Source organism: Rhodococcus sp. IEGM 1241 (assembly GCF_033142365.1).
Lineage (GTDB): Bacteria > Actinomycetota > Actinomycetes > Mycobacteriales > Mycobacteriaceae > Rhodococcus_F > Rhodococcus_F erythropolis.
This window is the reverse complement of sequence record NZ_JAWLSE010000001.1, coordinates 882,866-909,103: the sequence shown is the minus strand read 5'-3', so window position 1 is coordinate 909,103 and position 26,238 is coordinate 882,866. Positions and strand designations below refer to the sequence as shown.

23 protein-coding genes are annotated in these 26,238 nt (G+C 62.1%); 12 read left to right on the top strand and 11 right to left on the bottom strand.

The features are described from left to right. Position 1 precedes the first annotated feature (1 nt). The 4 genes from R4P70_RS04375 to hsaA form a co-directional block, all read right to left on the bottom strand. On the bottom strand, positions 2-463 hold the full coding sequence (locus R4P70_RS04375; protein WP_020970817.1) for an SRPBCC domain-containing protein: 462 nt from the start codon (positions 461-463) through the stop codon (positions 2-4). Continuing rightward, complete coding sequence (locus R4P70_RS04370; protein ID WP_003940373.1) at positions 456-815, bottom strand: ArsR/SmtB family transcription factor; 360 nt, start codon at positions 813-815, stop codon at positions 456-458. Before R4P70_RS04370 ends, R4P70_RS04375 begins: the two co-directional genes overlap by 8 nt. A 65-nt stretch (positions 816-880) precedes the next feature. After that, positions 881-2,173 (bottom strand): glutamine synthetase family protein, encoded by a 1,293-nt coding sequence (locus R4P70_RS04365; RefSeq protein WP_047888950.1) that lies wholly within the window; start codon positions 2,171-2,173, stop codon positions 881-883. Positions 2,174-2,211: 38 nt separating this feature from the next. Next, a complete protein-coding gene (gene hsaA / locus R4P70_RS04360; RefSeq protein WP_317830447.1) occupies positions 2,212-3,378 on the bottom strand; it encodes a 3-hydroxy-9,10-secoandrosta-1,3,5(10)-triene-9,17-dione monooxygenase oxygenase subunit in 1,167 nt (388 codons plus the stop codon). A gap of 237 nt (positions 3,379-3,615) precedes the next feature. On the opposite strand from hsaA, the gene R4P70_RS04355 reads away from it, so the two are divergent. The 4 genes from R4P70_RS04355 to R4P70_RS04340 are packed head-to-tail and all read left to right on the top strand — an operon-like array spanning position 3,616 to position 6,382. Continuing rightward, entirely contained in the window at positions 3,616-4,779 is a 1,164-nt protein-coding gene (locus R4P70_RS04355) for a Rieske 2Fe-2S domain-containing protein (protein WP_019745333.1), read from the top strand. Next, the gene (locus R4P70_RS04350) at positions 4,757-5,053 is read left to right on the top strand and encodes a hypothetical protein (protein ID WP_019745334.1); all 297 of its coding nucleotides are present in this window, start codon (positions 4,757-4,759) and stop codon (positions 5,051-5,053) included. Before R4P70_RS04355 ends, R4P70_RS04350 begins: the two co-directional genes overlap by 23 nt. Positions 5,054-5,083: 30 nt before the next feature. Beyond that, a complete protein-coding gene (locus tag R4P70_RS04345; protein ID WP_020970821.1) occupies positions 5,084-5,872 on the top strand; it encodes an SDR family NAD(P)-dependent oxidoreductase in 789 nt (262 codons plus the stop codon). Between the two features lie 51 nt (positions 5,873-5,923). Then, positions 5,924-6,382: a nuclear transport factor 2 family protein gene (locus R4P70_RS04340; protein WP_021331968.1), complete on the top strand. Its 459-nt coding sequence runs from the start codon at positions 5,924-5,926 to the stop codon at positions 6,380-6,382. Between the two features lies 1 nt (position 6,383). On the opposite strand, the gene R4P70_RS04335 is transcribed toward R4P70_RS04340, so the two are convergent. Then, the gene (locus R4P70_RS04335) at positions 6,384-7,178 is read right to left on the bottom strand and encodes an SDR family NAD(P)-dependent oxidoreductase (protein WP_019745337.1); all 795 of its coding nucleotides are present in this window, start codon (positions 7,176-7,178) and stop codon (positions 6,384-6,386) included. A 214-nt stretch (positions 7,179-7,392) separates the two neighbouring features. On the opposite strand from R4P70_RS04335, the gene R4P70_RS04330 reads away from it, so the two are divergent. Next, positions 7,393-7,971 carry a GNAT family N-acetyltransferase gene (locus R4P70_RS04330; protein ID WP_317830446.1) on the top strand — a complete coding sequence of 193 codons (579 nt, stop codon included), beginning with the start codon at positions 7,393-7,395 and terminating at the stop codon, positions 7,969-7,971. On the opposite strand, the gene R4P70_RS04325 is transcribed toward R4P70_RS04330, so the two are convergent. The 6 genes from R4P70_RS04325 to R4P70_RS04300 form a co-directional block, all read right to left on the bottom strand. Next, positions 7,962-8,468, bottom strand: coding sequence for a ClbS/DfsB family four-helix bundle protein (locus R4P70_RS04325; RefSeq protein ID WP_021331966.1), 507 nt, complete (start codon positions 8,466-8,468; stop codon positions 7,962-7,964). The two genes, R4P70_RS04330 and R4P70_RS04325, sit on opposite strands and share 10 nt — an antisense overlap. A gap of 87 nt (positions 8,469-8,555) precedes the next feature. Beyond that, positions 8,556-9,491 (bottom strand): alpha/beta fold hydrolase, encoded by a 936-nt coding sequence (locus R4P70_RS04320; protein WP_029256278.1) that lies wholly within the window; start codon positions 9,489-9,491, stop codon positions 8,556-8,558. Between the two features lie 32 nt (positions 9,492-9,523). Further along, positions 9,524-10,603 carry a dipeptidase gene (locus R4P70_RS04315; RefSeq protein WP_020909170.1) on the bottom strand — a complete coding sequence of 360 codons (1,080 nt, stop codon included), beginning with the start codon at positions 10,601-10,603 and terminating at the stop codon, positions 9,524-9,526. Positions 10,604-10,701: 98 nt separating this feature from the next. Further along, the gene (locus tag R4P70_RS04310) at positions 10,702-12,096 is read right to left on the bottom strand and encodes a serine hydrolase domain-containing protein (protein WP_029537034.1); all 1,395 of its coding nucleotides are present in this window, start codon (positions 12,094-12,096) and stop codon (positions 10,702-10,704) included. Positions 12,097-12,313: 217 nt separating this feature from the next. Further along, positions 12,314-13,069, bottom strand: a complete 756-nt coding sequence (gene hutC / locus R4P70_RS04305; protein ID WP_024487384.1) for a histidine utilization repressor — start codon at positions 13,067-13,069, stop codon at positions 12,314-12,316. A 109-nt stretch (positions 13,070-13,178) separates the two neighbouring features. Further along, the gene (locus R4P70_RS04300) at positions 13,179-17,825 is read right to left on the bottom strand and encodes an NAD-glutamate dehydrogenase (protein WP_317830445.1); all 4,647 of its coding nucleotides are present in this window, start codon (positions 17,823-17,825) and stop codon (positions 13,179-13,181) included. A 235-nt stretch (positions 17,826-18,060) separates the two neighbouring features. On the opposite strand from R4P70_RS04300, the gene R4P70_RS04295 reads away from it, so the two are divergent. From R4P70_RS04295 to R4P70_RS04265, 7 genes are all read left to right on the top strand, one after another. After that, positions 18,061-19,230 (top strand): acyl-CoA dehydrogenase family protein, encoded by a 1,170-nt coding sequence (locus R4P70_RS04295; protein ID WP_019745344.1) that lies wholly within the window; start codon positions 18,061-18,063, stop codon positions 19,228-19,230. Between the two features lie 11 nt (positions 19,231-19,241). Then, a complete protein-coding gene (locus R4P70_RS04290) occupies positions 19,242-20,384 on the top strand; it encodes a CaiB/BaiF CoA transferase family protein (protein ID WP_029256282.1) in 1,143 nt (380 codons plus the stop codon). Positions 20,385-20,421: 37 nt separating this feature from the next. Further along, positions 20,422-21,084 carry an IclR family transcriptional regulator gene (locus R4P70_RS04285; protein ID WP_020909174.1) on the top strand — a complete coding sequence of 221 codons (663 nt, stop codon included), beginning with the start codon at positions 20,422-20,424 and terminating at the stop codon, positions 21,082-21,084. A gap of 92 nt (positions 21,085-21,176) precedes the next feature. Beyond that, entirely contained in the window at positions 21,177-21,968 is a 792-nt protein-coding gene (locus R4P70_RS04280) for an IclR family transcriptional regulator (RefSeq protein ID WP_029256284.1), read from the top strand. 109 nt (positions 21,969-22,077) lie between these two features. Further along, positions 22,078-23,646, top strand: coding sequence for a histidine ammonia-lyase (hutH, locus tag R4P70_RS04275; protein WP_046379310.1), 1,569 nt, complete (start codon positions 22,078-22,080; stop codon positions 23,644-23,646). Continuing rightward, positions 23,643-24,716, top strand: a complete 1,074-nt coding sequence (locus R4P70_RS04270; protein ID WP_070795659.1) for a histidinol-phosphate transaminase — start codon at positions 23,643-23,645, stop codon at positions 24,714-24,716. The genes hutH and R4P70_RS04270 overlap by 4 nt, the downstream gene beginning before the upstream one ends. Before the next feature lie 16 nt (positions 24,717-24,732). Next, positions 24,733-26,097, top strand: coding sequence for an FAD-binding oxidoreductase (locus R4P70_RS04265; protein ID WP_317830444.1), 1,365 nt, complete (start codon positions 24,733-24,735; stop codon positions 26,095-26,097). Positions 26,098-26,238 lie beyond the last annotated feature (141 nt).

Here is a 26,238-nt window from a genome sequence, read left to right as displayed (position 1 = left end):
ACTACTCGCCGCGGTATACCTTGTCCAGCACGTCGAACGCGGATTCCCACCCGTCGTAGACGTTGCCGTCGCCCTTGAAACCCGGGATCCCGACCAGATGGAATGTCATCTCGGTCTTGTCTCCCCGATCTGCGAGCGTGACCGTGATTCGAGGCGCGGTGTCCACCGAATCTCCTGGATTCCCCCAGGTGAAGACTAGCTTCTTCGGCTCGTCGACCTCGAGATAGGTTCCACCGGTGGGAAACTCGGCACCATTCTCGTCGTTGATCATCAGGTAGCGGTACGTTCCGCCAACTCTGGGGTCGATCGTGACGTGCTCCCGAGGGCTGCTGACACCCTCAGGGTGCCACCACCGCGCCGCCTCGTCGGGATCGGTCCACGCTTGCCAGACAAGGTCACGCGGCGCATCGAAGATCCGGGTGATGGTGAATTCTGCGGTGGCATCGGCATTCTGGTCACTCATTGTCCTTCTCCTTCTTCGGTCGACGTTGCTTCAGCTCACGTAGACGCTCGTCGAGGAGGTCGAAGCGTTCGTTCCAACCGCGCCGGTGTTCGTCGACCCAGGCGCTGGCGTCGTCGAGACCCTCTGCGCGAAGGGTGCAGGTGCGCCATTGCGCGGTGGCGGTTCGTTCGATGAGACCGGCTCGCTCGAGCACCTTCAGATGCTGCGAGATGGCGGGCCGACTCATCTCGAACGGCTCGGCCAGCTCACCGACGGTCATCGAACCATCCGTCAGGCGAGAGAGCATTTCACGCCTCGTCGGGTCGGCCAGTGCGCTGAACACTGCATCGAGTCGACCACTTCGCTCGTCCATGTAAGCAACTCCTTAATTAAGGAATAACTTAAACATAGAACTCACGATCCTAAGCGTCAACCCCTTCAACTCCAGGTGTATCGAAGCCTCTCGACGGTTGTCGCCTCGTCCATCTGGGAGAACGTCTCCTGCTCAGCTCCCTTCACGGACACCATCGCTTCGATGATCGACTGCCCGAAGATTTCCCTCGCCACCGAGGAGGAGTTGAACTTCTGCACGATCTCGCCGAGATCGGTGGGGACTCGGGTCACCCCGCGCTCATCACGTTCCGCCTCTGTGAGAGTCGACGGGTTCACCACGATTTCAGGCGGCAATGGCGCGGCATTGTCGATACCGATCTGCGAAAGACCGAGTACCGCAGCGGTGGCCAGATACGGATTGGCCGATGGATCGATGATCTTGACTTCGGCGTTGGCGCCGTGTGGATTCGACGGTGACTCCGTGCAGAACCTCAGTGCCGCTTCCCGGTTCTCGAGCCCCCAACAGACGTAGGCCCCCGACCAATTGTCCGGACGCAGCCTGAGGCCGGAGAGCGGCGAGGAAGCAAAGACGGCCGTGAATTCCGTGAGGTGAGAAAGGATTCCACCCAAAGCTGATGATCCTTCGTCGGTCATCCCGTAGTCCTGACCACCACCGGAGAAGACGGGCCGCCCACCTGAGATCAACGAAAAGTGCTGGTGTGCACCGTTCCCGGCACCTCCGATCGTAGGTATCGGTGAAAACGATGCCGCCAATCCATGGGCTCTGGCAGTGCGGCTGATCAAGATCCGGGCCAGCACCACAAGATCGGCGGCCTGAACGGGAGTTGCCGGAGCGATGGAGATCTCGAATTGATCCGGTCCGTACTCCGCATGAACTTGCTCGATATGAAGTTGTGCGCGTTCGGCATTGCGCAGAAGGTCCTTGAGGAAGTCATCGCGGCGAAGGACTGCACCTAACCCGTACGCCGACCACGCTCCGTCGCACGCATCACCGAAAAGAGTGAATTCGATCTCGTGACCCACCCGAGCTTCCAGTCCGTCGGCAGCAAGCCGCGCCACGACGGCAGTGAGTGCGGACCGAGTGCACACGGCAGCCGTCGAACCGTCTTGCTCGTACAAAGTGGCCGGCGCCCACGACACGCCCCCGCCGAGATCGCGGAGGTCGGAGCGGTCGATACGCAACCGGAGATCACCCACGACGGAAAAGGAATCGGTGAAGGCAATCCGATCGTCGCTGCAGAAAACATTCCAACTCGGCGAGACCCCCGCACCGACTTCCTCGAAGACACCGCTTCGGCCTGCCGGCATCACTTTCGCCCGCGCGACACCCGCCATGTCCACGATCGAGCCGATGGTCAGCGCCGGAACTTCCCTCATCCAGAGGCAAATACCCCACTCGGCGGCGCGCCAACCCGTCAGATCAGGTTGTCCTCCACCGGCAGTCCGAACGCCGCCCGGCCGTACAGCGCCAACGCGCGCTCGGGTTCGTTGGCAACGTGAACGCTGCCCGCATGAACGTCTCGCCACGCACGCTCGATCGAGTTTCCACGAGAGAGGGAGTTCCCGCCTGCCGTCTTGAACAGCATGTCGATCGCCTCCACCGAACGTTCCGTCGCGCGAACCTGATCACGACGCGCGCGCAGCCTCATCGAGAGCGGAAGCTCCTTGCCGGCGACAGCAAGTTCGTACATCTCCCGGATATTGCGATCCATCTGCAGAATCGCGGCATCGATCTCCGACGACGCACGCGCGACGGCAACCTGAGCGAACTGGTCCTCACTGAACCGTCCACCACCCAAGCTCAGACGGACCCGCTCACGCATCACGTCCAGGTACCCCTCGTAACAACCGGCGACGATGCCCACACACGGAGCCGCGACCGTCGAGGTGAAGATACTCCCGAACGGAAGCTTGTACAGCGGACCAGGATTGACTGCTTGGCCTGGGCCGCGAAGTTGTGCGGTCTCGTAGTTGCGCTTCAATCGGTGCTCGGGCACAAAGGCCTTGTCGACCACGATCTCGTTGCTCGCGGTGCCGCGCATCCCCACGACATCCCAGACATCTCGGATCTCGTAATCCGTACGCGGCACCAACACCGTCATGAAATCGACCGGCCGGCCGTCCATCCCGACCACCATCGCGCCCAGCAATGCCCAACTCGCGTGATCACAGCCGGAAGAGAAGCCCCACTGGCCCGACAGTTCGTAACCACCGTCCACCGCCGTCAGTCGACCGACCGGAGCGTACGCGGACGAGATGAGCGTCGTCTGATCCTCTCCCCACACGTCTGCCTGTGCCTGGTCGTCGAAAAGCGCCAGATGCCACGGGTGCACTCCCACCACCGACGCGACCCAACCGGTCGAACCACAGGCAGCGGAGATTGCCCTGACCACTTCGTAGAAGTGGACCGGGTCGCTCTCGGCGCCCCCATATCTCTTCGGCGCCAGCATGGAGAAGACGCCGGCTTCGGAAAGCTCCCGGATGGTCCGTTCGGAGATCTTGCGCGAATCGTCGACCTTCTGAGCGCGGGCCGCGATCTTCGGAAGCAGATCACGGACTGAGCTCAGAACCTTGTTGACCATGGAAGACACTCCTCGCACCGAACCGTGAGGGAGCGGATCGGCAGATAGACATAACGGCTGCCCCGTCACGATATGTCGGTCACGCGTTCCGATGATCGGAAGTCCCGGAGGCCGGGATCAGCCGCCGGATCCTTGCGCTCGCCGCTGGTCCCGGCCAGTGAGACGAGGCCCCAGCGGTAATTCACGCTCCCCTAGCGTCGGGCGTCGACACTGACCCTGGAAAGGACGGGACTCATCGTGACGATCAATCAGTCCGACAACGACGAAGTTCGCGAGATCCAAGCTGGAACCGCGCCTACTCGCTTTGCACGTGGATGGCACTGCATTGGGCTCACGGAGTCCTTCAAGGACGGCCAGCCGCACTCCATCGAGGCGTTCGGCACCAAGCTCGTCGTCTTCGCCGACAGTGAAGGCAACGTCAAGATCCTCGACGCGTACTGCCGTCACATGGGTGGCGACCTGAGCCAGGGCACCATCAAGGGCGACGCCATTGCCTGTCCGTTCCACGATTGGCGCTGGGGCGGCAACGGCAAGTGCCAAAAGATTCCCTATGCACGCCGCGTTCCCCCGCTGGCCAAGACGCGCGCATGGCAGACCCTCGACCAGGACGGCATGCTCTTCGTCTGGCACGACCCCGAGGGCAACCCGCCGACCGACGACGTAGCCATCCCCCGTATCGAAGGCGCGCTCAGCGACGAGTGGAGCGACTGGGTCTGGTACACCACGACCGTCGACACCAACTGTCGTGAAATCGTCGACAACATCGTCGACATGGCGCACTTCTTCTACGTGCACTACTCCTTCCCGACGTACTTCAAGAACGTCTTCGAAGGCCACGCCGCAACGCAGTACATGCGCGGCGTCGCTCGCTCCGATATGCGTCCCCACGCAGCAGGCACCCCGAAGATGGTCGGCAGCAACTCGGTTGCGACATACTTCGGCCCCTCCTTCATGGTCGACGACCTGACCTACGAGTACGAGGACTACAACGTCGACTCTGTGCTCATCAACTGCCACTACCCGGTCAGCGCTGACAAGTTCGTGCTCCAGTACGGCATCATCGTCAAGAAGTCCGATCGCTTCCAGGGTGAAGCCGCCGACGCGATGGCCGCGAACTTCGGTACGTTCATCGCCAAGGGCTTCGAGCAGGACGTCGAGATCTGGAAGAACAAGACTCGCATCGAGAACCCGCTCCTGTGCGAAGAAGACGGCCCGGTCTACCAGCTCCGTCGCTGGTACGAACAGTTCTACGTCGACGTCGCGGACATTGCTCCCGAGATGACCGAACGCTTCGAATTCGAACTCGACACCGCGCGACCCGTCGCCGCCTGGCAGAAGGAAGTCGAAGACAACCTCGCTGCGAAGAAGGCAGACGAAGATGCAGCCTCTTCAGTGCGCTGAGTGCAAGGCGCAGGTCCTGGTCCAGAAGAACAGTTGGGAACACACCACAGTTCAGTGGAGTGACCAGGCCCGCGCCCAGTGCCTCGAAATCGCCGACGACCGTGAATTCGGGCAACGTGAGGGACGACCCGGTGCTCCCCGCAAGGAGTGCGGCGCCTTGATCGCGTCCATCGTGAACGCTGCAACGGCCGGCAAGCTCGAGATTCTCAACGACGAGCCGGTACCTCAGCCGATCGTCGACGACAGCGAACCAGTACCCGCTCCGTTTCACTAGCCGAGCCAACATCTTTCGAAGAAGGTAGTAATGATCGATCCCCAGTACTACGGCCCGTGGGCAGTCATCGCCGGCGGTTCCGAAGGTGTCGGCGCAGGGTTCGCCGACGAGCTCAGCAAGATCGGCATCAACCTCGTTCTCATCGCCCGCAAGCCGGGGCCGCTCGAGGAGACTGCGGCCAAGGCACGCGCCAACGGCGTCGAAGTACGCACTCTCGCACTGGATCTATTGGTTCCCGACGCGCTCGACCAGATCAAGGCTGTCACCGACGACGTCGAGGTCGGCCTGCTCATCTTCAACGCCGGCGCCAACAGCTACGGCCACGAGTTCGTGACCGGTGATCTGAAGGGATTCGCCGGAGTCATCGAGCTGAACATCAACAAGCAACTCGAACTCTCGCACCACTTCGGCGGTTTGATGAAGGATCGCGGACGAGGCGGCATCATGCTGCTCGGTTCGCTGGCCGGATTCATGGGCTCCGAGCACCAGAGCATCTACGCGGCCTCGAAAGCTTTCGGTCGCATCTTCGCCGAAAGCCTGTGGCTCGAACTTCAGCCGTACGGCGTTCACGTCGTCGAGTTCATTCTCGGCGTCACTCGCACGCCGGCCATGATTCGCGCGGGATTGAACTTCGACATCCCGGGCATGAACGTCGCAGAGCCCGAGGATGTTGCACGCGAAGGCCTCGAACACCTTGCCGACGGCCCGATCTGGGTTGCTGCAGGAAACTACGAAGGCGCCAAGAAGCGCAGCGGCTTCCCCCGAGACAAGATGGTCAAGGGCGCTGCCGAAGCGATGCGCAAGCTGCTGAACCGCTGACTTCTGCTGTGCGCCTTTATTAACCCCCCGACGTTAAGAAAGGCGCACAGCATGGGCGTCGACATCACCACTCTTCTCGACGAACGCGAGATCACCCGCTCCATTTTCGAGTTCGCCCGAGCCATGGACGCGCGGGACTGGGATGAACTCCACCGGATCATGACTCCGGACGCTACGGCAGAACTGGGAACCGGAACTCTTCGTGGACCTGCCGAGGTAGTGGCTTCCATCCGCTCGTTCCTCGACGAGTGCGGTCCCACCCAACATCTGATCGGCAACGTGCTGGTCGAGGTGGTCGGTGATATTGCCACCAGCCGCTCCTATGTCAGCGACATGCATGTGGGCACCGGGAGCAAAGCTCACCTGAACTTCTTCACCCTCGGCGACTACCACGATTCTTGGACCCGAATCGACGGAAGGTGGCGAATGACGCACCGCACCAAGCATTCACACGCCAGTCAGGGATCCATCGAGGTTCTGGGCGCCGGCCCCAGCGGTTGGCGGAGCTGACTCAGCTCAACATCGACGAACGGCCGGTCGCGAGTGGACTCTTGCTGGTGAGTCCACCGTCGACCACCAAGGTCTGCCCCGTCATGTAGCGAGATTCGTCCGAGGCCAGGTAGAGCATGGCGTGTGCGATGTCTTCGGGCTCACCGAGGTAGGGCAGCGCGTTTGCCTGCTTCATGCCGTCGATGACATCAGCAGGGATGTTGTCCACGAGTGCGGGTGTCATGATCGCGCCCGGCGCTACGGCGTTGCATCGAACACCGTTTGCTCCGTACTGGACTGCGATGTACTGCGTCAGACGAATGACTGCCGCTTTGGCGGATCCGTAGGCAGACTGCAGGGAATCCCCGATCAATCCACCTACCGAGGCCGTGTTGACGATCGATCCTCCACCGGCACTGTTCATGTGCGGAATGGCAAGTCGTGAAGCGACGACAGTGCTGCGGACGTTGAGCGACATCACGCGATCCCACTCGTCCAGGTCCATCCGGAGCAGGTCGAGATCCTTGCGCGGATTACTACCGCCCACGTGATTGCACAAGACGTTGATGCCACCGAATTCGGCGACCGCCCTTTCGATCATCGCTGCCAGAGACTCCTCGTTCATGACATCGACGCCGAAACCCAGCGCAGTGCCGCCGGTCTCGCGTATCGCCGCCGCTGCTTCCTCCGCTCGAGCTGGATCGAGGTCGGCGACCAGCACCTTGGCGCCTTCTGCCGCCATGAGTTGTGCTGCTGCACGCCCGATTCCGCTGGCGGCGCCGGTGATCACTACATTTTTGCCTTCGAGCCTGTTCATATTCATTCCCTTCGCGGGGAATCGCCGTACCCGGATCTCATGTGCCCGAAATTGACAGCTCGGCGATTACCCGATCACTACCAGTGAACGCAGGATCGACAGCCGCGTCCAACTTTCTTGAATGAACTCACAAGTACGTGACCACGGCCCGCGCACCTGCTACACCGCCGAAATCGAGTGGCGACGGAAGACTCCATTGTGCTGAAGTGGCACTATGCAGAATTCTGTTCGACCGCTGTCCATCGACGACCTCGACCGTGCCGCCGAGGTTCTCGGCGAGGCTTTTGCCGACTATCCCTGGACGAACTGGTGCGTCGCCGAAGACTCTCACATGGAACGGGTCGCCGCTCTACAACGGATCTACCTCGAACACCTGGCACTACCGTTCGGACGTTCATACATCGATGATTCAGGCAACGGCGTCATCGCAGTCCTGCCGCCCGACGCCCCGGAGCCTGATGAAGCGACTGTCGAGAAGATCGTGGAACTGCACGGAGATCGGTTCGAGCGCGTTCTCCAGGCTGACGAACAACTGTCTGCGCTTCCCGCCCTCGAGCACGCGTGGTCGTTGGCAACGATCGGTACGACACCGCATTCGCAGGGCAGTGGATTGGGCTCTGCACTACTGAAACATGCTTTGGCGGAACTGGATCGAACCGAACAGGCTTGCTGGCTCGACACGTCGACCGAACGAAATCTCCCGCTGTACCAACGGTTCGGTTTCACGATCGTCGGCCAGACCTCGCTCCCCGACGGACCGGACATATGGCGGATGCATCGACTTCAGGGCTGATTGTTCGACTTCAGCACTCGCCGAATCATTTTCGACAACGACGCGTATTGGGTGATCGTGTTGACGGCGATCCACCTCGAGACCGGCCACGTCCGGGTCCACGAGAAAACCCCGACCGACAGCAGTTGATCGTCTTCGAGAGTTCCCACGTATCGACGCAGCGCTGCGACAGCCGCGCGCAAACGATCCCGAAGCTCTCGAACCGACGTACCTGCACTCGCCTCGACCACCGACTGGTTCAGCGCGGGTGTTTGCGTCCACTTGTAACCCGCAGCCGGCGTCTGCGGTGTCTCGTCTCGCAGTCCGGCACCTATCCACTCTACGACGGCCTCTGCCCACCAGACACGCACAGCGAGTACGTCGTGCACCGTCCACGCATCGACGGCAACGGCGTCGAACGCATCGGCCTCGACGACGCCGTCGAGTAACGCGTCGAGTTTCGAATACGCCGAGTCCAGCGCACTCGCCAGTTCCTCACGTGACAAGGTCTGCGCCACAATGCCTCCGAACGATCAGTAGAGAAAGAAGAAGCGGGACCATCTCGACTCGATGGCCCCGCATTCAACATTAACGTCCTACGAGTTTCAGTTCAGCTCGCCCAGGAACCTTTCGAGGTTCTCGGCGATCTCCTTCGACTTGGTGTGGTGTAGGTAGTGGTCTCCGTCCAGCAAGACCAGTTCACCATGATCGACCGATGCTGCCTGTTCTTCGTGCAGCTCTGTCCAGCCCTGGACCTTGGAATTCTGTACAGCGAACAACAGAATCGGGAGATCGGCAGGGAACGTCTTGCCGATCGCCGCGGCGAAGTTGCTGGAAAGGTGATCCATTTCGTTGAGATACGTGTCGCTGAAGTTGTTCTTCGCGACCAGTCGGCTCATCTCTGCCTTCTCGGCTTCATCGAGGTAGGCATCGGTTTCCTCACTGCCACCGAGTTTCGCCAGAACGTCGGAGAAGCCCAATTTCTTTGCAACGCGGAAGACTTCGATCGGGAACTTGGTGTCCATGTTCGGCTGCCCCGGGACGCTGCTGTCGATGCCCACGAAAGCGGTGACCTCGTCGCCGTACTTCGCGGTGTAGTCCAAGGCATAAACACCTGTGATGGAGTGACCCATGAGGATGTATTCGTCAATCCCCAAGGCCTGCACAGCCTCGTGTATCTCTTCGACGATGTTCTCAGCCGTGCGGTCCTTGTCGGTTGCGTCGCTGTATCCGTAGCCGAAGGGCTCGATCGTGACAACGCGGTAGTCAGGTGCAAGCTCGTCGATGAGTGACTTGAAGTCGAGGATCGGCGCGGACGTTCCGAACCCGGGCAGCAGCACGATGGTCCGATCACCGCTGCCGCGAATCGAGTAGCTCATGTTCTTGCCGTCGACGGACACGAACTGGTTGCCCGTTTCCGCGGTCGGAACGTTCGCCTTGCTGGAGCCGACGTTGAATACGAGCGCTATCGATACCAGCACAACCAGAACTACGGACACCGAAGCAACCACCTTCAGTGCAACGGTACGAATCTTCTTCATTCTCATCCTCATCTTCTCGGGCGTCGATACGGCTAGGAAAGGCTCGATATCGAGGCCGCACTGGTCTCGTCGAGCACACGCAACACGTTGTTGCCCATCAGCTTTGCCAAGTCCTCCGCGGACCAACCGCGTTCCGCCAGACGGTCTATCAACACCGCGAAACCGGATACGTCCTGCATACCGTCCGGAAAGTCGTCGAACCCATCGTAGTCACTACCCAAACCGATGTGGTCGATGCCCGCGACGTCTCGGGCATGCTCGACGTGATCGGCCAGATGGTCCACCGTCATCGCCGGCCGTGGGCCGACCCGCCCGCCTTTGAACCACTCGTTGTACTCGGAAGAAAGGAACATGGGCACAAAGGCGATCATGATGACCCCGCCGTTGTCCGCGAGCAGCCTCATGACGTCGTCGGGAACGTTGCGGGGGTGACCGCATAGCTGAGTGCAGGACGAATGGCTGAAGATCACCGGCGCCGACGACGTCTCGATGGCATCTCTCATCGTTTCCACCGAGACGTGCGACAGGTCGACGAGCACGCCGAGCCGGTTCATTTCGCGCACGATCTCGCGACCGAAGTCGGTCAGCCCGCCGTGTACTCGAGTGTCCGTCGCGGAGTCCGCCCACCCGGTGTTGTCGTTGTGCGTCAGAGTCATGTACCGAAGACCAAGGCGCGCCATCATTCTCAGAACGCCGAGCGAACTGCCGATGCTGTGACCGCCCTCCGCGCCCAACAATGACGCGACCTTGCCCTCGCTCCAGATGCGACGCACGTCGTCACCGGTGCGCGCGAATTCGAAAGTATCCGGGTACCGCTCGATCATCCGGTACACGTAGTCGATCTGTTCGAGTGTGTACTGAACAGCCTCGGCCTCCGTCCTGTCACACGGGGTGTAAACCGACCAGAACTGCGCACCGACGCCACCGCGACCGAGTTTGTCGATGTCGGTTTGGAAGATGGAATCTTTCTCCAGATTTTCCACCGAGTATGCGGCAGTTTCGCGAGCCGTCCATGCCAGATCGTTGTGACCGTCGATGACCGGCGCAAGGCCGTAAGCATCCAGTGCCGCTGGGTGATTCACGTCCGGAAAAGGAGCGAGAGGTTTCAACATGAGTTTTCCTCGAGAAAGTAGTGCGGGCAGGTCGAGGGCCCTCATCGCCCTCGACCTGCCCGAGATTTCATTCAGCGGAGAGAATCATCTCGCCGCGGCTAGTCGGAAATCTTCTTGAAAAGCCGTGTCATGTACAGATATTCCTCGCCATCGATCGTGAGGTGAGCCATCTCGCCAGAAGCGCTCTCGTTACTGATCGAGAACCGGGAAGCAGACAGAGGCACGACCTTGGTGGGCGGGGCCGGCGGCTCGCCGTCGATCTCGACCTTGGCGAAGTTCTGAACCTGGAATCCGCCGTCGTCGCCACGCGTGAGTTCGATTCGAACGGTTGTCGATTCATAGGTCCCGAGAATGTGAGACAGATCGATGTCTGCTGCATCCGGTTCGGACTTCGGCTCCGGCAGAACGAGATCGAGTTCCTGAGCGATCTCCTTCTCGATGTCGTGAGCCAGGGCGCCGCCACCACGCGAGTTGGTGACAACTGCCATGGCCAGGCCGAGCTCGGGGAAGGTGTGAAAACGAGTGATCTGGCCGATCGTCGCACCACCGTGCTGCGCGGACGTCACACCGCCCCAGTCGGACAGGATCCAGCCGAGCCCCCAGGCCTGATCGACGCTCGAAACCGCGGTCAGGTCGAACTGTGGGGTGCGCATCAGACGCGCGGATTCTTCGGACAGGATGCGTTCACCCGTCAACGCGAGGCCGTCACGCATGTGTGCAGCGCCGAAGGTCAGAAGCGAGCTGACGGATCCGGTGATGATCCCGGCCGGACCGATACCGCGAGGAAGCAGCCACTGCTTGGTCGGAACCACCTTGTCCGGCGACGTCCGATCCGGGTTCGCCACATGACCGACGGCGGTGCGGAACAGCGGGGCATCCTTGGCCTTGGTGATGATGTGCGTCAATCCGAGTGGCTTCCAGAGGTATTCGACCAACGCCTCGTCCCACGTCATCTCACGAAGAACCTCGACGATACGGCCGGCAACGGCAAAACCTGCATTGCTGTAACTCAGATGCCCGCCGGGCTCGGTGACGCTGATCGCGGTCGCGAGTTCGTCGACGTACTTCTCGACGCAGTCGTCGCCGTCGCCGGTGTCGTTGAACAGGTCTCCGTCGATACCGCTTGTGTGCGTGAGCAACTGGCGGATCGTGATTTCCTTCGTGTTGGAAGGATCCGCGATCGTGAACTCCGGAAGCACCTCCACCACCAGGGTGTCCAGCGTCAGCTTGCCCTCGTCGACGAGCTGCATGATCAGCGTCGTCGTCCAGATCTTGCTCGCGGATCCGTACTGGAACAGGGTGTCTGCGTCGACGTCGACACGCGTGTTCAGACTCGTCACTCCGGTGGTGATGACACGGATATCCGCTGCACCGTCTTCGCCCAGCGCGATCACACCGACCTGCGCCCCAGGTACCGAATGCTTGGCTGCCAGTTCGTCGAGGCGTTCCTGCCACTTCGGGGCGACAAGTAGGTCCTTGGGCAAGTCGGTCACAGGTCGAACTCCTTCGATCATGGAAGCCAGTGGCGTAGACAGCGTTGCTGCGATCCGCTCAGGTCTCACTCGTCGGGAAGTGAGGTTGCGGAAGCAATAACCGTCCACCCATGATCTCAGTGTGCTCGCAGTCACGTCCTGGTCGATTGCACCGAACTCGACCCCGAAAATGGTGCGATCGGACGAGCCTGCGTTCAGGACTCCCCACTCGAAACGATCAGCGCTCGAAGGTTCCTTCCAAGCGATTGCGTGAACCGGGGTGGATCAAGCGCGCCGCACTGACCAACCCGTTGGCCGACCAGGTGCGGCGGCGAATCAGCAGACACGGTTCCCCTCGATCGATGCGGAGCAGCTCGCATTCGTCCGGGCTACCTAACACTGCTTCCACGACATGCTCGCCGCGAACCAGAGGCGCAACGTCACTCAAGTAGTTGTTGGGGGTGATCGCGGTGAAGTCCTGGCGCAGATAGTCGGGCGCCTCGTTCGGATTCACGAACCGGTCTTCCACCTGAATCGGGGTTTCGTCCTCGAAGTGCACCATCAGCGAATGGAACACCCGTTTGCCCACCGATTCACGAAGGAACGTCTGCCCGTGGTCGGTTTCTTCCTCACGAACGAAGACGACCTCGGTTCGATGACGGTGGCCGCGGCGCTGAATCTCGTCGGCGATGTTCTTTACTTCGAACAGCGGGGACGCGGTCTTCGTGGCGGCGACAAAAGTACCGACCCCCATCATCCGCACGATCAGACCGTCGCTGGTGAGTTCACGAAGCGCTCGGTTGATCGTCATACGTGACAACCCAAGTGCACTGACCAGTTGATTTTCCGAAGGCAGCTGATCGCCTTCGGTCCACCGACCCGAATTGATCTGCGAGACCACCAGGTTCTTCACCCGTTCGTAGGCAGGGGCGGACTCGCCGCCTGCCTCGTTGAACAGCACGGCGAGTTCTGCGTCCACTTCAGCAATCGCCATCGCCACCACCCGTTCGTCGAAAACCACCGAGTCGGTTCTCCCGTTCGGCCTTCGAAGTCTATCCGTCTCGCGCACCTTTCCGATCAATCCGCGGGCGTCCGCGCCGGGCCTAGCCCACCATGCGCCGCAATTGGCTCGTCGCAACCGAAAGCGCAGCAAGATCGTGTTGCCCCGATGCCTCGATCTCGGCGAGCGCGAGAGTCGACCTCTCGATTCTCGACGCATTCCTTTCTTCCCACCTGGAGAGTTTTTCCGCTGTCGAGTCACCCGCTTCCGCGTCGGCCAAGACGTCGAGGGTCAAGGCCCGCACCGTCGAGTACAACTCGTCCCGCAGCGACAACCTCGCCAATGCGTTCCATTTTCCGTCCTTGCTCAATGCCGACACTCGATTGAGCATCGGGACGAGCCCAACATGCTCACCGAGCCGGAAGTAGAGTTCACCGGTCTCCGAGATTGCGCGATCGGCGAGGTCAGCGATCTCCACCACATCGAGCAGTCCGAACTGATCGAGCAATATCTCCACTCGCCTGACCAGGTTCTCCGGCGCGCCCTTGTCCGTGATGAGGACCGTTCGCGCAGCCAGGTTCCGCTGATCTGCGCCTACCAGCCAGTCATCGAGCTCGGTCGACGCCTCCGCGATGCGATCACCGAATCTGCTGATCTCGGCCCCGACGGCCAGCGGTTGCGGCCGACGCGTCAGCATCCACCGTGACGCCCGGTCGAGCAGTCGCCTGGTGAGCAGGATCAACTCGTCGGATACGGCGGTCGAGATCGAGGCTTTGCTGATGTCGTGCCACAACTTCCACAGTCCGAACACCTCGGAAACCACGGTGAAGGCACGTACCGCGTCTTCCGGATCAGCGCCGACCTCTTCACCGAGCCGATACGCATAGGTGATGCCGCCCCGATCGATGACGTTGTTCGTCAGCACGGTCGCGACGATCTCGCGCCGCAGTGGGTGCCGGTCGAGGGCGTCGCCCCCTGCATCTCGAACGCCCTCCGGAAAGTAGTTCACCAGCGCCTTGCGGTAGATCTGGTTGTCGATCGAGCTTCCAGCCAACAGCGTGGATTTCAGATCGAGTTTGACGTGGGCCATCAGTGTGGCGAGTTCCGGCGACGTCAGCCCCGTTCCCGTCTTCTCGGCCGCGGCGAACTGCTTCTTGGTCGGAAACCCTTCGATGACGCGGTCGACGATTCCGCGAGATTCGAGGTTCGAAATCACTCTGCCGTGCACGCCGATCATTGCCCCCGCATCCGCACGCGTGGTGCCCATCAGTTCGTTCTGTGAACGGTTGTCTGCAAGAACGAGTTCGGCGACCTGATCGGTCAACGATTCGAGCAGTGCGTCGCGATGTGAGTCCGCGACGACGCCTGAGCTGATCAGGGAGTCGAGAAGGATCTTGATGTTCACCTCGTGATCGGAGCAATCGACTCCCGCGGAATTGTCGAGGGCGTCTGTATTGATCCGTCCGCCGATACGCGCGTATTCGATTCGTCCTGCTTGGGTGAGGCCGAGGTTGCCTCCTTCACCGATCACACGTGCACGCACTCCGTTGCCGTTCACCCGAACCGCGTCATTACTCTTGTCGCCGACTTCGAGGTCGGACTCACCGGAGGCCTTGACGTACGTTCCGATGCCGCCGTTCCACAAGAGATCTGCCGGGGACCGCAGAATCGCCCGAACCAGTTGCGGTGGAGTCAGTTCGGTGACGTCGGCGTCGAGACCCAGTGCCTGTCGCATCTCGTCACTGATCGGAACGCGCTTCGCCGAGCGTTCCCACACTCCGCCACCCGCACTGATCAAGGTCGGGTCGTAGTCGGCCCACGACGATCGTGGGAGCGAGAAGAGACGTGATCGCTCGTCGTACGAGCGCTCAGGTGACGGGTTCGGGTCGACGAACACGTGCCGATGATCGAACGCCGCGATGAGACGAATGTGCTTGCTGCACAACATACCGTTGCCGAAGACGTCACCACTCATGTCTCCGATCCCCACCGCGGTGAAGTCGTCGTGCTGGGTATCGACGCCGAATTCCCGGAAGTGCCGCTTGACACTCTCCCAGGCGCCCTTCGCCGTGATACCCATGGCTTTGTGGTCGTAGCCGACCGATCCGCCGGATGCGAAGGCGTCGCCGAGCCAGAATCCGTACTGCGCGGCAACGTCGTTCGCGATGTCGGAGAACTTTGCAGTGCCCTTGTCCGCGGCGACAACAAGATAAGTGTCGTCCCCGTCGTGGCGAACGACCCTTCGCGCCGCGACAACGGCGCCGCTCTGCTTGTCGACGTTGTCGGTCAGATCGAGTAGTCCGCGAATGAAGGATCGGTAGCACTCGATCCCGGCCGCCAACGTGGCTTCTCGGTCCGCGTCTACACCCTGTCCTGGAACCGGCGGGCGTTTGACGACAAATCCGCCCTTCGCACCGACAGGCACGATGACTGCGTTCTTGACTGCCTGCGCCTTCACCAATCCCAGTACCTCGGTGCGGAAGTCCTCTTTCCGATCCGACCAGCGCAAGCCGCCGCGGGCAACCGTACCGAAGCGAAGGTGCACACCTGCTACATCGGGTGAGTACACGAATATCTCGAACTTCGGTCGAGGGAAGGGCAGTACGGACAGTTTCTCCGAATCGAACTTCAACGAGAGTGCGCCGAGCGATTCGGTGCCATAGACGAAGTAGTTGGTACGCAACGTGTTACGGACCAGTTCGGACAATGCGCGCAGGATCCGATCGGCGTCGAGTCCTTGCACTTGTGCCATGGCTGTTTCCACCTCCGCTGCTGCACGCGCACCTCGATCTCCGTCTACGACGTCGGGATCGAAACGGCTCTCGAACAATTCGCACAGACCGGCGGCGATCTCGGGATGATCGGCAAGTACCTCGGCGACGCGACTGGCGCTGTACGGAAATCCTGCTTGCTGCAAGAACTCCGCGTATGCCCGCAGCACCACTACTTGTTTCCAACCGAGTCCGGCGATCGCGACAAGTTCGTTGAACGAGTCCGGCTCGGCGGAGCCGTTTCGAACCGCGGCAAACGTCGCCGCGAACCGCGCGGCAAAGTTGTCGAAGCCTTCGACCGGCGCACTCGGATAGTCGAGCGTGAACTCGTAGATCCAGGACTGTTCCGAGCCTGCCGAGACGAGCTCGTACGGACGCTCGTCGACCACGTCGACGCCCAGGCTCTGCAATACGGGCAGCACCTCGCCCAGCGAGAGCGGGTCACCCGATACGTACAGCCCGAGTCGGTGAGTACCGGGTCCGTCGACAGATCGGGCCAACCGTGGGCTCACCTCTCCGAGTTCGAGGCCGTCGAATACCGCCATGTCCTCGGCGGCTCGGACGGCGTCGAAATCCTGCTTGTACGCCACCGGAACTCGCTCGGCGAACTGAGCACGCCTGCGCTGCTCGTCGTAGTGCGAAGCATCCAGAACGAAACGCTCGTCCCACGTCAGGCACGCGTCGACGACGAGATCCCGAATCTCCCGCGCTTGTCGCGCCGATGCAAAGTTCGCGCCGCCGCCGACTGTGGCCGTGAAATGCACGACGGCCAAGGGAGATTCCGATACTCGACTGGAGAACTCGATGGTGCGGGCACCAAGCGCCTCGGCGAGTACCGACTCGGCCGTTGTTCTGATCGTCGTACTGAATTTCTCGCGCGGAACGAACAGCAAAGCCGACAGCTCCTGGTCTTGCCCCGTCGTCGGAGAGCATCCCACGGGTTGCAGGAACAGATGGAACGACGTGCGGCCGTCCACAGAAGTGAGTTCGTCCAGTGCGTCCGCAATTCGGGCCGGGTCGGCGGCAAAGAGGACTGTGATCGGAATCGACTGAATCACCGCCAGCATCGATTGTCCGACAAACGAATCCACGGTGGATCCGGAGGCGTCGAAGATGTCTGCGACGCGCCCTCGCACGAGGGGGGTTCGCCTGACGTCTGCGACAAGTCCGGTCGAGGTGAAGGACCCGATGAATCGGTATTCACGGTCACCGACTGACACGTCGATCTCTGTGGCGTATGCGGATCCACCGAACCCTTGCCCGAGGTACACCACTCCGATCGCGAGGGGCACCGCCTTCGAATCCGAAGAGCCGGTTGGATCGGGGAGCACGCCGAGGGTGTACGGCTCGTGCCTGTCGATTGTTCGCGCACCGCCGACGACACTGAAATTTCCGGCACTGCACCACTGGAGGAAGTCAGCTTCTTCGGCGTGACCGCCCGAGGTCAGTTGCCCGCGCGCCTCGTCGACGAGATCTCGCAGGGGCACGGAATCGCGGAAGGCACGCGCGATACGGTCGAGGATTCCGCCGACGTCATCAGCGATCACCTGCGCCTGCGCGTCCGAACAATGTGCGGGTAGTCCTATGTGGATCCATGATTCGGCACGCTCCCCGACCCGGGCGTCTTCGGTGCTGTGCGCCGGATGCACGACTGTGCGAAGCACAGGGTGCACCACGAATTCCGGCTCCATGCGCGCGCGGGCAAGTGTCGCCAGTACCGCTTCGACGAGCTGCGGCATGTCGTCGCCGACGTATTGAATTGCCGGCCCGTCCCCCAGCTCCCCGGCCGGCGCGAGTCTCGAGATCGACGAGTTGTGTCCCCGTCGGCGCGAAAGATCCATGTGCGCGGCGACCATCGCAAGCTTGCGGTCTTCGGCGAGCGCCGCGTATCGATCAGCCGACAAGCCCTCGAAATACGTACTGCACACCCTCCTCACATTCTCGGAGTCCGGTGTCGTGTCGACTGAAACGAGGCTCATGTCAGCACCTTCCGCCGAAAGCCACGCTGCTTCCGACTTGTAGTGGGTTCGATCCGCGATCAACTTGTCTATACAGGTTTAGACAAGTTGATCATTGCAGAACGTGAGCCGCGACACAACAGCTCCACCCCTGGACAAATTCGCCACCCTCAGCCATAGTCAGTCGTGCCAACTAGTGGCAATTAGATTCCATTAGATGAAATTCGTGAACTACCTCGCTTCGAAGGAGCCCCCCGTGACCACCCAGACCGCGCACGACATCGACAGCGTTGATCTCGCTGAGTTCCGCAGCACCGTCCGAGCCTTCGCCAACGCCGAGATCCAACCCGGAGCAGCCGCACGCGACGAATCCAAAGAGTTTCCGGCGCAGCTGGTCAAGCGCCTCGGACAGCAGGACCTCATGGGCATTTCCGTGCCGGAGGAATTCGGCGGTCTGGGCCTGTCGACACGAACCCAACTGGTCGCCATCGAAGAAGTTGCACGCACCGACGCCGCACTGGCATCGATTTACACCGCGCACTACCTGGGCCTCGAGCCGATTCTCGTCGGCGGTTCCGAAGAGCAGAAGCACCGCTGGTTGCCCCAGCTCGCGTCGGGCGAACTGCTGGCCGGATTTGCACTCACCGAACCCGACGCCGGCTCCGACATCGCCTCGATGCGTACCGTCGCTCGACGCGAGGACGACGGCTGGCATCTCTCCGGATCCAAGACGTACATCTCCAACGCGAAGGAAGCCGACCTGGTCGTGCTCTTCGCCAAGACGGACCCGAGCGCAGGATTCCGCGGCATCACCGCCTTCGTCGTCCCCAAGGGCACTCCGGGAATCAGTTACTCGGAGCCGCAGGACAAGATGGGAATTCGTTCGGCTCCGACATATACCGTCTACCTCGACGACGTCGTGCTGCCGCTCGACTCGGTGATCGGCACCGAAGGTCGCGGCGGCAACATCGCCTTGACCGCCCTGAACCGTGCGCGCATCGACGTGGCGGCAATGGCGAACGGCATCGCTTTGCGCGCTTGGGAACTGGGACGCGAGTACGCAACGGAGCGAAAGCAGTTCGGCACGCCGATCTTCGACTTCCAGGCAATTCAGCTACTCCTCGGTGGCTGCGACGCGCAACTGGTCGCGTCACGCGTCACCGCAGACTGGGCCGCCGACGTCAAGGACGCCGGTCAGGACATCCGCCGCGCCGCATCGATTTCGAAGTACGTCGCCACCGAGGCCTGCTTCTCGATCGTCGATCAAACCGTGCAGATCCACGGCGGCGCGGGATTCATGCGCGAATCGGAAATCGAACGCCTGTACCGCGATTGCCGCATTCTCCGCATCTTCGAGGGCACCTCGCAGATCCAATTGCTCACCATTGCCGGCAACGCTCCGTCGCCGCGTTCCACCGATTTCTGAAAGGCGCGGACATGTCTGCACTTCCCCCACTCGACGGCATCCGGGTCATCGACCTCTCGCGCGTCCTCGCCGGACCCTACTGCACCGCACTGCTTTCGGACGCCGGTGCGGACGTCGTCAAGATCGAATCCGAACACGGTGAAGACTCTCGGCACCTCGGCCCGTTCCGCGACGGCGAGAGCATCTACTTCAACGTGCTCAATCGTGGCAAGCGTTCGGTGGCACTCAACCTCAAGGACGACGAGGACCGTGAGGCGCTGCTGACGCTCATCGAGACCGCCGACGTCGTCGTGGAAAACTTTCGCCCGGGCGTCACCAAGCGCCTGGGAATCGACTACGAGGCTGCGCGGGCTCGCAATCCGCGGATCGTGTACGCGTCCATCTCCGGTTTCGGACAGGACGGTCCCATGTCCGGCGCCGCCGCCTACGACCTTGTAGTCCAGGCTCTTTCGGGAATCATGAGCATCACCGGTTCGGAGGAATCCGGGCCGACACGGTTGGGTGAGTCGTTCGGAGACCTGGTCGCCGGGCTGTTCGCCGCCTGGGGAATCAGTACCGCCCTGCTGAGTGCACGGGCGACCGGACTCGGGCAGCACCTTGACGTCGCGATGTTCGACAGCATGCTCGCCATGCTGCCGACAGCACACAGCCAACTGCAATCCACCGGGCTCACTCCCCCACGCGTCGGTAACCGTCATCCGGTGTCAACACCATTCGACACCTATCGGGCCGACGACGGACTCTTTGTCCTCGCGGTTGCGAGCCAATCCGGCTTCGAGAAATTGGCGCAGACGATGAATCGCATCGACCTGATCGCAGATCCTCGATTTGCCGACGACACCGCCCGGACCGAGAACGAGCCGGCACTGCGCAAGGAGATCGAAAACTGGGCTGCCGGAAAGACCGTCGCCGACGTGGTCGGCATTCTCGGCGACGCGGGCCTCGCCGGCTCGGAGATCTGGGACGTCCAGCAGGCACTCACCTCCGCACAGGCCGAGTATCGCGGAGTCGTCGAATCGTTCGAGCACCCGGTAGCAGGAAAGATCTCCTACGTACGACAACCCGTCGTGTTCGGTGAGAGCCAACGCCCCGATGTCCGCCGCAGTCCCCTGCTGGACGAGCACCACGGTGAGGTACTGCCGGGCTCGCGATAGATTCAGCGCAGACATCCCTCGGCACTTGGAGTAGGACATGGCCCCCGGCGACGTGACCCGCAGCGCGAATCGCACGTTCGAACTTCTCGGTGCGATCGTCGAGCACGGCGGATTGACGCTCGGCGACGCCGCCAAGGCAACCGATCTGGCAACCAGTACCGCCCTTCGCCTGATCAGAAGCCTCGAACAAACCGAGTTCGTCGTTCGCGGCGAGGACAACGTCTATCGCGTCGGCCCGCGGCTACTGCAGATCGGGGCTCGCGCTCTCGGTGACAATCAACTGTTGCCGAGAGCCCGGCCCGCGATGAAGGCCATCGCCGAAACCACGAGGGAATCGACCTACCTGTCGACGATGGGACCGAAAGACACTGCGCTGTATCTCGATCAGATCGAGGGCACGCACGCGATCCGCCACATGGGGTGGGTGGGACAGAGCGTTCCCCTGGACGGCACCGCCGTCGGCGCAGCGTTGAGCGGCAAGGTAGGAGAGAGCGGGTACGCCATTGCGCACGACACCATCGAGGATCACTCGACCGGAGTTGCCGCGCCGATCTACAACGCAGTCGGTCAGATAGCCGGAGCGCTCAGCGTCGTCGGCCCGACATTCCGTCTGACGGACGAGGTCTGCGCCAGCCACGGTCGCGTCTTGGTGGAGCACTGCGCCCGGTTGTCCGCGGAACTCGGCAGCCAGGCTCCCTGACCACCCCGAGCACTTGGCGATTCAGTCTCGTATCCGAGACAATGTGGTTCCCCGCTCCGGATTTCCTACCTACTCGTAAGGACACACCCCACATGACGACGAGTCGCGTGAAATCTGCTGAGCGCGTGCTCGACGTGCTCGATCTCCTGGCCCGCCGGGGTGTGCCGCTGGCGACGGCCGAAATCTCGAGCGCCCTCGAGCTGCCGAAGAGTACGACGCATCATCTCCTCAATGTCATGCGGGATCGACGGTTCGTCTCGTACTGGGCTGATCAACGCGCCTGGACCCTGGGTGTCTCGGCGTTCGAAGTCGGTGCGTCGTACATGCGCTCGGGCCCACTTCACCGTGAGGGCCAACGATTCATGCTGGCACTCACTCAGTCGACGGATGAGACGTCTCATCTGGCGGTACTACAGGGCTCTGACGTCATCTACCTCGACAAACGTGAACCACTGAAGCCGGGCGTGCGATTGGTGACCGAAATCGGGACTCGCCTTCCAGCGCATCTCACCGCAGTCGGACGCGCGATTCTGAGCCGTCTGGACGTGGAACAGATCAGCGCGCTCTACGAGGGATACACCTGGCCGACGCGGACCGGAACGGGACCGTCGACGCTCGCCGAACTGCGAGAACTGCTCGCCGCAGCACGTGAGAGCGGATATGCGGTCGAAGAGAATGCGACGACATCCGGGATCAATTGCATCGCCAGCCCCGTGATCACGCGGGACGGTCGTCCGGTCGCAGCTCTCGGCGTCACCTTCCTCTCCGGCTCCAAATCGGCCGAGGAGAGTGCCCTGATCGCCGACCGAGTGCGCGCCGTCAGCGCCGAGTTCTCCGCCGATCTCGGAGATCGAATGGTGGAGACCCCGACCGCAGACATGTAGCCAATTTCTCCGCTGCGTACTTTGCGGGCCTTGTTTTCGTCTCATATTCAAGACTAGAGTCTCGTATACAAGACTTGCTGGATCACCACCGCATCATCATTGGAGTCCCATGAACGCCACCCCTGCCACCCATACAGCCACCCGAACCATTGAGGTCGGAATCGGGGCTGTCACCATCGCCGACGTCGTCGACGTCGCGCGCAACGGTTACGGCGTCGCATTGACCGCGGAATCACTGACCGCGATCGCCGAAAGTCGTGCACGCATCGAGGCCCTGGCCGCAGATCCCACGCCGGTCTACGGGGTTTCCACCGGATTCGGCGCACTTGCCACCCGGCACATTCCGGCGCATCTGCGGACGCAGTTGCAGCGCAGCCTGATCCGCTCACACGCGGCAGGTTCGGGACCGGAAGTCGAACGCGAAGTGATCCGGGCCTTGATGCTTCTGCGCCTGTCGACGCTCGCCACCGGAAGGACCGGAGTGCGCCCCGTGGTCGCACAGGCGTACGCCGACCTACTCACCGCAGGCATCACCCCGGTGGTGCACGAATACGGCAGCCTCGGATGCTCGGGAGATCTGGCACCACTGGCTCATGTGGCGATGGCAATCATCGGCGAAGGTTCCGTCCGCACCGCCGACGGTGAACTCACCGATGCGGCAACGGCATTGGCTGCCCATGGCCTCGAACCGGTGGTTCTGGCCGAGAAAGAAGGCCTCGCACTGATCAACGGTACCGACGGGATGCTCGGCCAACTGGCCCTTGCGATCACCGATCTCGATCATCTGCTCAAGTTGGCCGATATCGCTGCCTCCATGAGCGTCGAGGGCTTGCTCGGCACCGATCAGGTGTTCGCCGCGGACCTCCAAACGCTTCGCCCCCACCCCGGCCAGGGCGCGGCCGCGTCGAACATGGTGCGTCTGCTTGCCGATTCCCCGATCGTCGCCAGCCATGCGGGCCCTGACTGCACCAGGGTTCAAGACGCGTACTCACTGCGGTGCGCACCGCAGGTCGCCGGCGGCGCACGCGACACCGTCGATCACGCCCGCCTCGTCGCCGGGCGCGAATTAGCCAGTGCTGTCGACAATCCCGTTGTCACCCTCGACGGACGGGTTCGATCCAACGGAAACTTCCACGGAGCTCCCGTGGCCTACGTCTTGGACTTCCTCGCCATCGTGACCGCGGATGTCGCGGGGATCAGCGAACGCCGCACCGACCGCTTCCTCGACGTAGCACGCAACCACGGTCTGACTCCCTTCCTTGCCGACGACCCCGGAGTCGACAGCGGACTGATGATCGCGCAGTACACACAGGCTGCCGTCGTGTCCGAACTCAAGCGACTCGCAAGCCCCGCCAGCGTCGATTCGATTCCCTCCTCGGCCATGCAGGAAGATCACGTCTCCATGGGATGGTCGGGTGCACGTAAGCTCCGCCGGTCCATCGACGGTCTCACCCGCGTTCTCGCGATCGAGATACTCACTGCAGCACGAGGAATCGATTTGCGCTCCCCACTCGAACCCTCACCAGCCACCGGAGCCGTCCTTCGGACCCTGCGCGAGAAGGTGCAGGGGCCGGGCACCGATCGCTTCCTGTCCCCCGAGATCGAGGCGGCGGTGGACTTGGCGGCATCCGGTGCACTCGTTGCGGCCGCGGAGAACGCGATCGGCGCCCTGGCATGAGCGCGCCCGGAGCGCTGCGGCCTCGCCCCCGACCCGAAATCGAAGCACTCCCTCGATATTCCAAAGCCGCCGGCCTCGAGCAGGTTCGGTGGCGGGCGTCGAGCAACGAGTCGACGGTTGCACCCTCGGCGGCAATTCTCGAGGCCGTCAATCTCGCGGCCTCACACTCGCACTTGTATCCGTCGCTGTTCGGCGACACGCTGATCGCCCGGTTGAGCGACCGCCTGGGCGTCGGCGACGACCAGGTATTGGTCGGCGCCGGGTCGTTGGCACTGCTCCAGCAGGTACTGACCGCATACACGGGCCCGGGCACCGAAGTCGTCTACCCGTGGCGCAGCTACGAGGCGTACCCGATTCTGATCGGAATCGCTGGGGCGAGCGGTGTACCCGTCGCACTCGATTCCGAACATCGGCACGATCTGAGTGCAATGGCGGCAGCCGTGACTCCGCAGACCCGCGCGGTACTCGTCTGCAACCCCAACAATCCGACCGGAAGCGAGTTCTCGACCGCCGAGTTCGTCTCGTTCGCCCGCTCGATCCCGGGTGACGTCCTCATCCTTCTGGACGAGGCTTACCGGGAGTTCGCGACCAGCGATGTCGACGGCGTCGACCTGCTTCGAGCCTTTCCCAACATCGTCGTATTCCGAACCTTCTCCAAGGCTTACGGATTGGCCGGCCTTCGGGCCGGCTATGCCATCACCAATCCGGCGATCGCAGCGGATCTTTCCAGCGCGGCACCGCCCTTCGGGCTCAGCGCCGTTGCCGAGGCCGCGGCCTGCGCAGCGTTGACCGATCCGGCGCACACCGATTCGATAGTCGAAACGGTGACGCAGGGTCGCGCTCACCTACGTGAGCAATTGGCTCTGCGCGGCGTCGAGTCCGTCCCCAGCGGAGCGAACTTCGTGTGGATCCCTCTCGGCGAGAGAGCTTCTGCACTAGAAGCGGCTTGCGTCGCCCAGGGTGTCTCGGTCCGGATGTTCCCTGGCGAGGGGGTGCGGGTCACCGTCGGCGAGCGGGACGCAGAAGACGCCGTGATCTCAGCTGTGGACGCTCTCGCACAAAACCTTTGACCGACTGGAGAAAAGAATGTCCGTCCACGAACTCGCTCGGTCGATCGGTTCGAGTCGCCTGATCACCGACCCGGCGGTAATGGACTCGTACCGTCGCGACGAGGCCCATCTCGCCGAACCCGGCCATCCGGCAGCCGTCATGCTCGCTGAAACTGCGGCCGACATTTCCGAGGCTCTGAAATGGGCTACTGCTCACCGTGTCCCGGTGGTAACCCGCGGTGCGGGGACCGGTTTGGCGGGTGGCGGGGCAGCCGTCGAGGGCTGCCTAGTCATCTCGACCACTCGCATGCGCTCGATTCTCGAGGTCAATCCGGACGATCAGCTGGCTGTCGTGGAAGCCGGGGTGATCAACGCTGACATCAGTCGAGTAGCAGACGAGTACGGGCTGATGTACGCCCCCGATCCGAGCAGCTTCGAGATCTCCACGATCGGCGGAAACATCGCCACCAACGCCGGCGGGCTGCGTTGCGTGAAGTACGGCGTCACCCGCGATTCAGTCCTGGGTCTCGAGGTTGTGCTCGCCGACGGTCGGATCGTGCGGACAGGCCGAAGGACCGTCAAAGGTGTTGCGGGATACGACTTGACCAGTCTTCTCGTCGGTTCGGAAGGAACACTCGGAGTCGTCACGAGTGCCACGCTCAAGTTGCAGCCCAAGCCCAAGAGAGCACCGGTCACCGTCGTCGGCAGTTTCGATTCTCTCCGCTCCGCAGCGGACGCGGTTGCCGCGGTCGTTCGCGACGGGATCGGGCCGAGCCTGCTGGAGCTGATCGATCGAGCAACCCTTCGCGCAGTCGACGACTGGAAACGAATCGGGTTGGAAGACAACACTGCCGCGATGCTGATCGCACAGGCCGATGGGGTCGATGCCGACGCAGCAGCCGCGGCGATGCAGAAACACTTCGAGCAGGCTGGCGCCGATTTTGTCGCCGTCTCACAGGACGCAGCAGAAGCCGCACAGCTACTCGAGATTCGCCGACTCGCCTATCCGGCATCCGAACGACTCGGGCAATGTCTGGTGGAAGACGTCGGGGTTCCGCGGTCGAAACTGCCCGACATGCTCGAAAGTATCGACCGGGCGGCCGCCGAGTACTCGGTCAAGATCATGACCGTCGCGCACGCGGGTGACGGCAACGTCCATCCGACCTTCGTCTTCGACCGCACAGCCGACGGCTCGGTCCCCGAAGCCGTGTGGACCGCCGCGGACGAGGTCTTCCGGCGTGCTCTCGAACTCGGCGGAACTCTGACCGGAGAGCACGGCGTCGGCGTTCTGAAGCGTCGCTGGCTCTCTCTCGAGCTCGGTGAGGACAGCATGCAACTGCACCGATCGATCAAGGCCGCGTTCGATCCACTCGGAATCCTCAACCCTGGTAAGGGTTTCTGATTCTCGAGCGGTGTTACACAGCATTTACGCGAAATCGGGTTTCAGGTATTGACGCCTGTATATACAGGCATATACATTTATCCGCAGTGACAGTGACCCAGCGCACAGAGCACCAGGCGCAAAGCACCAAGCACGAAGAAG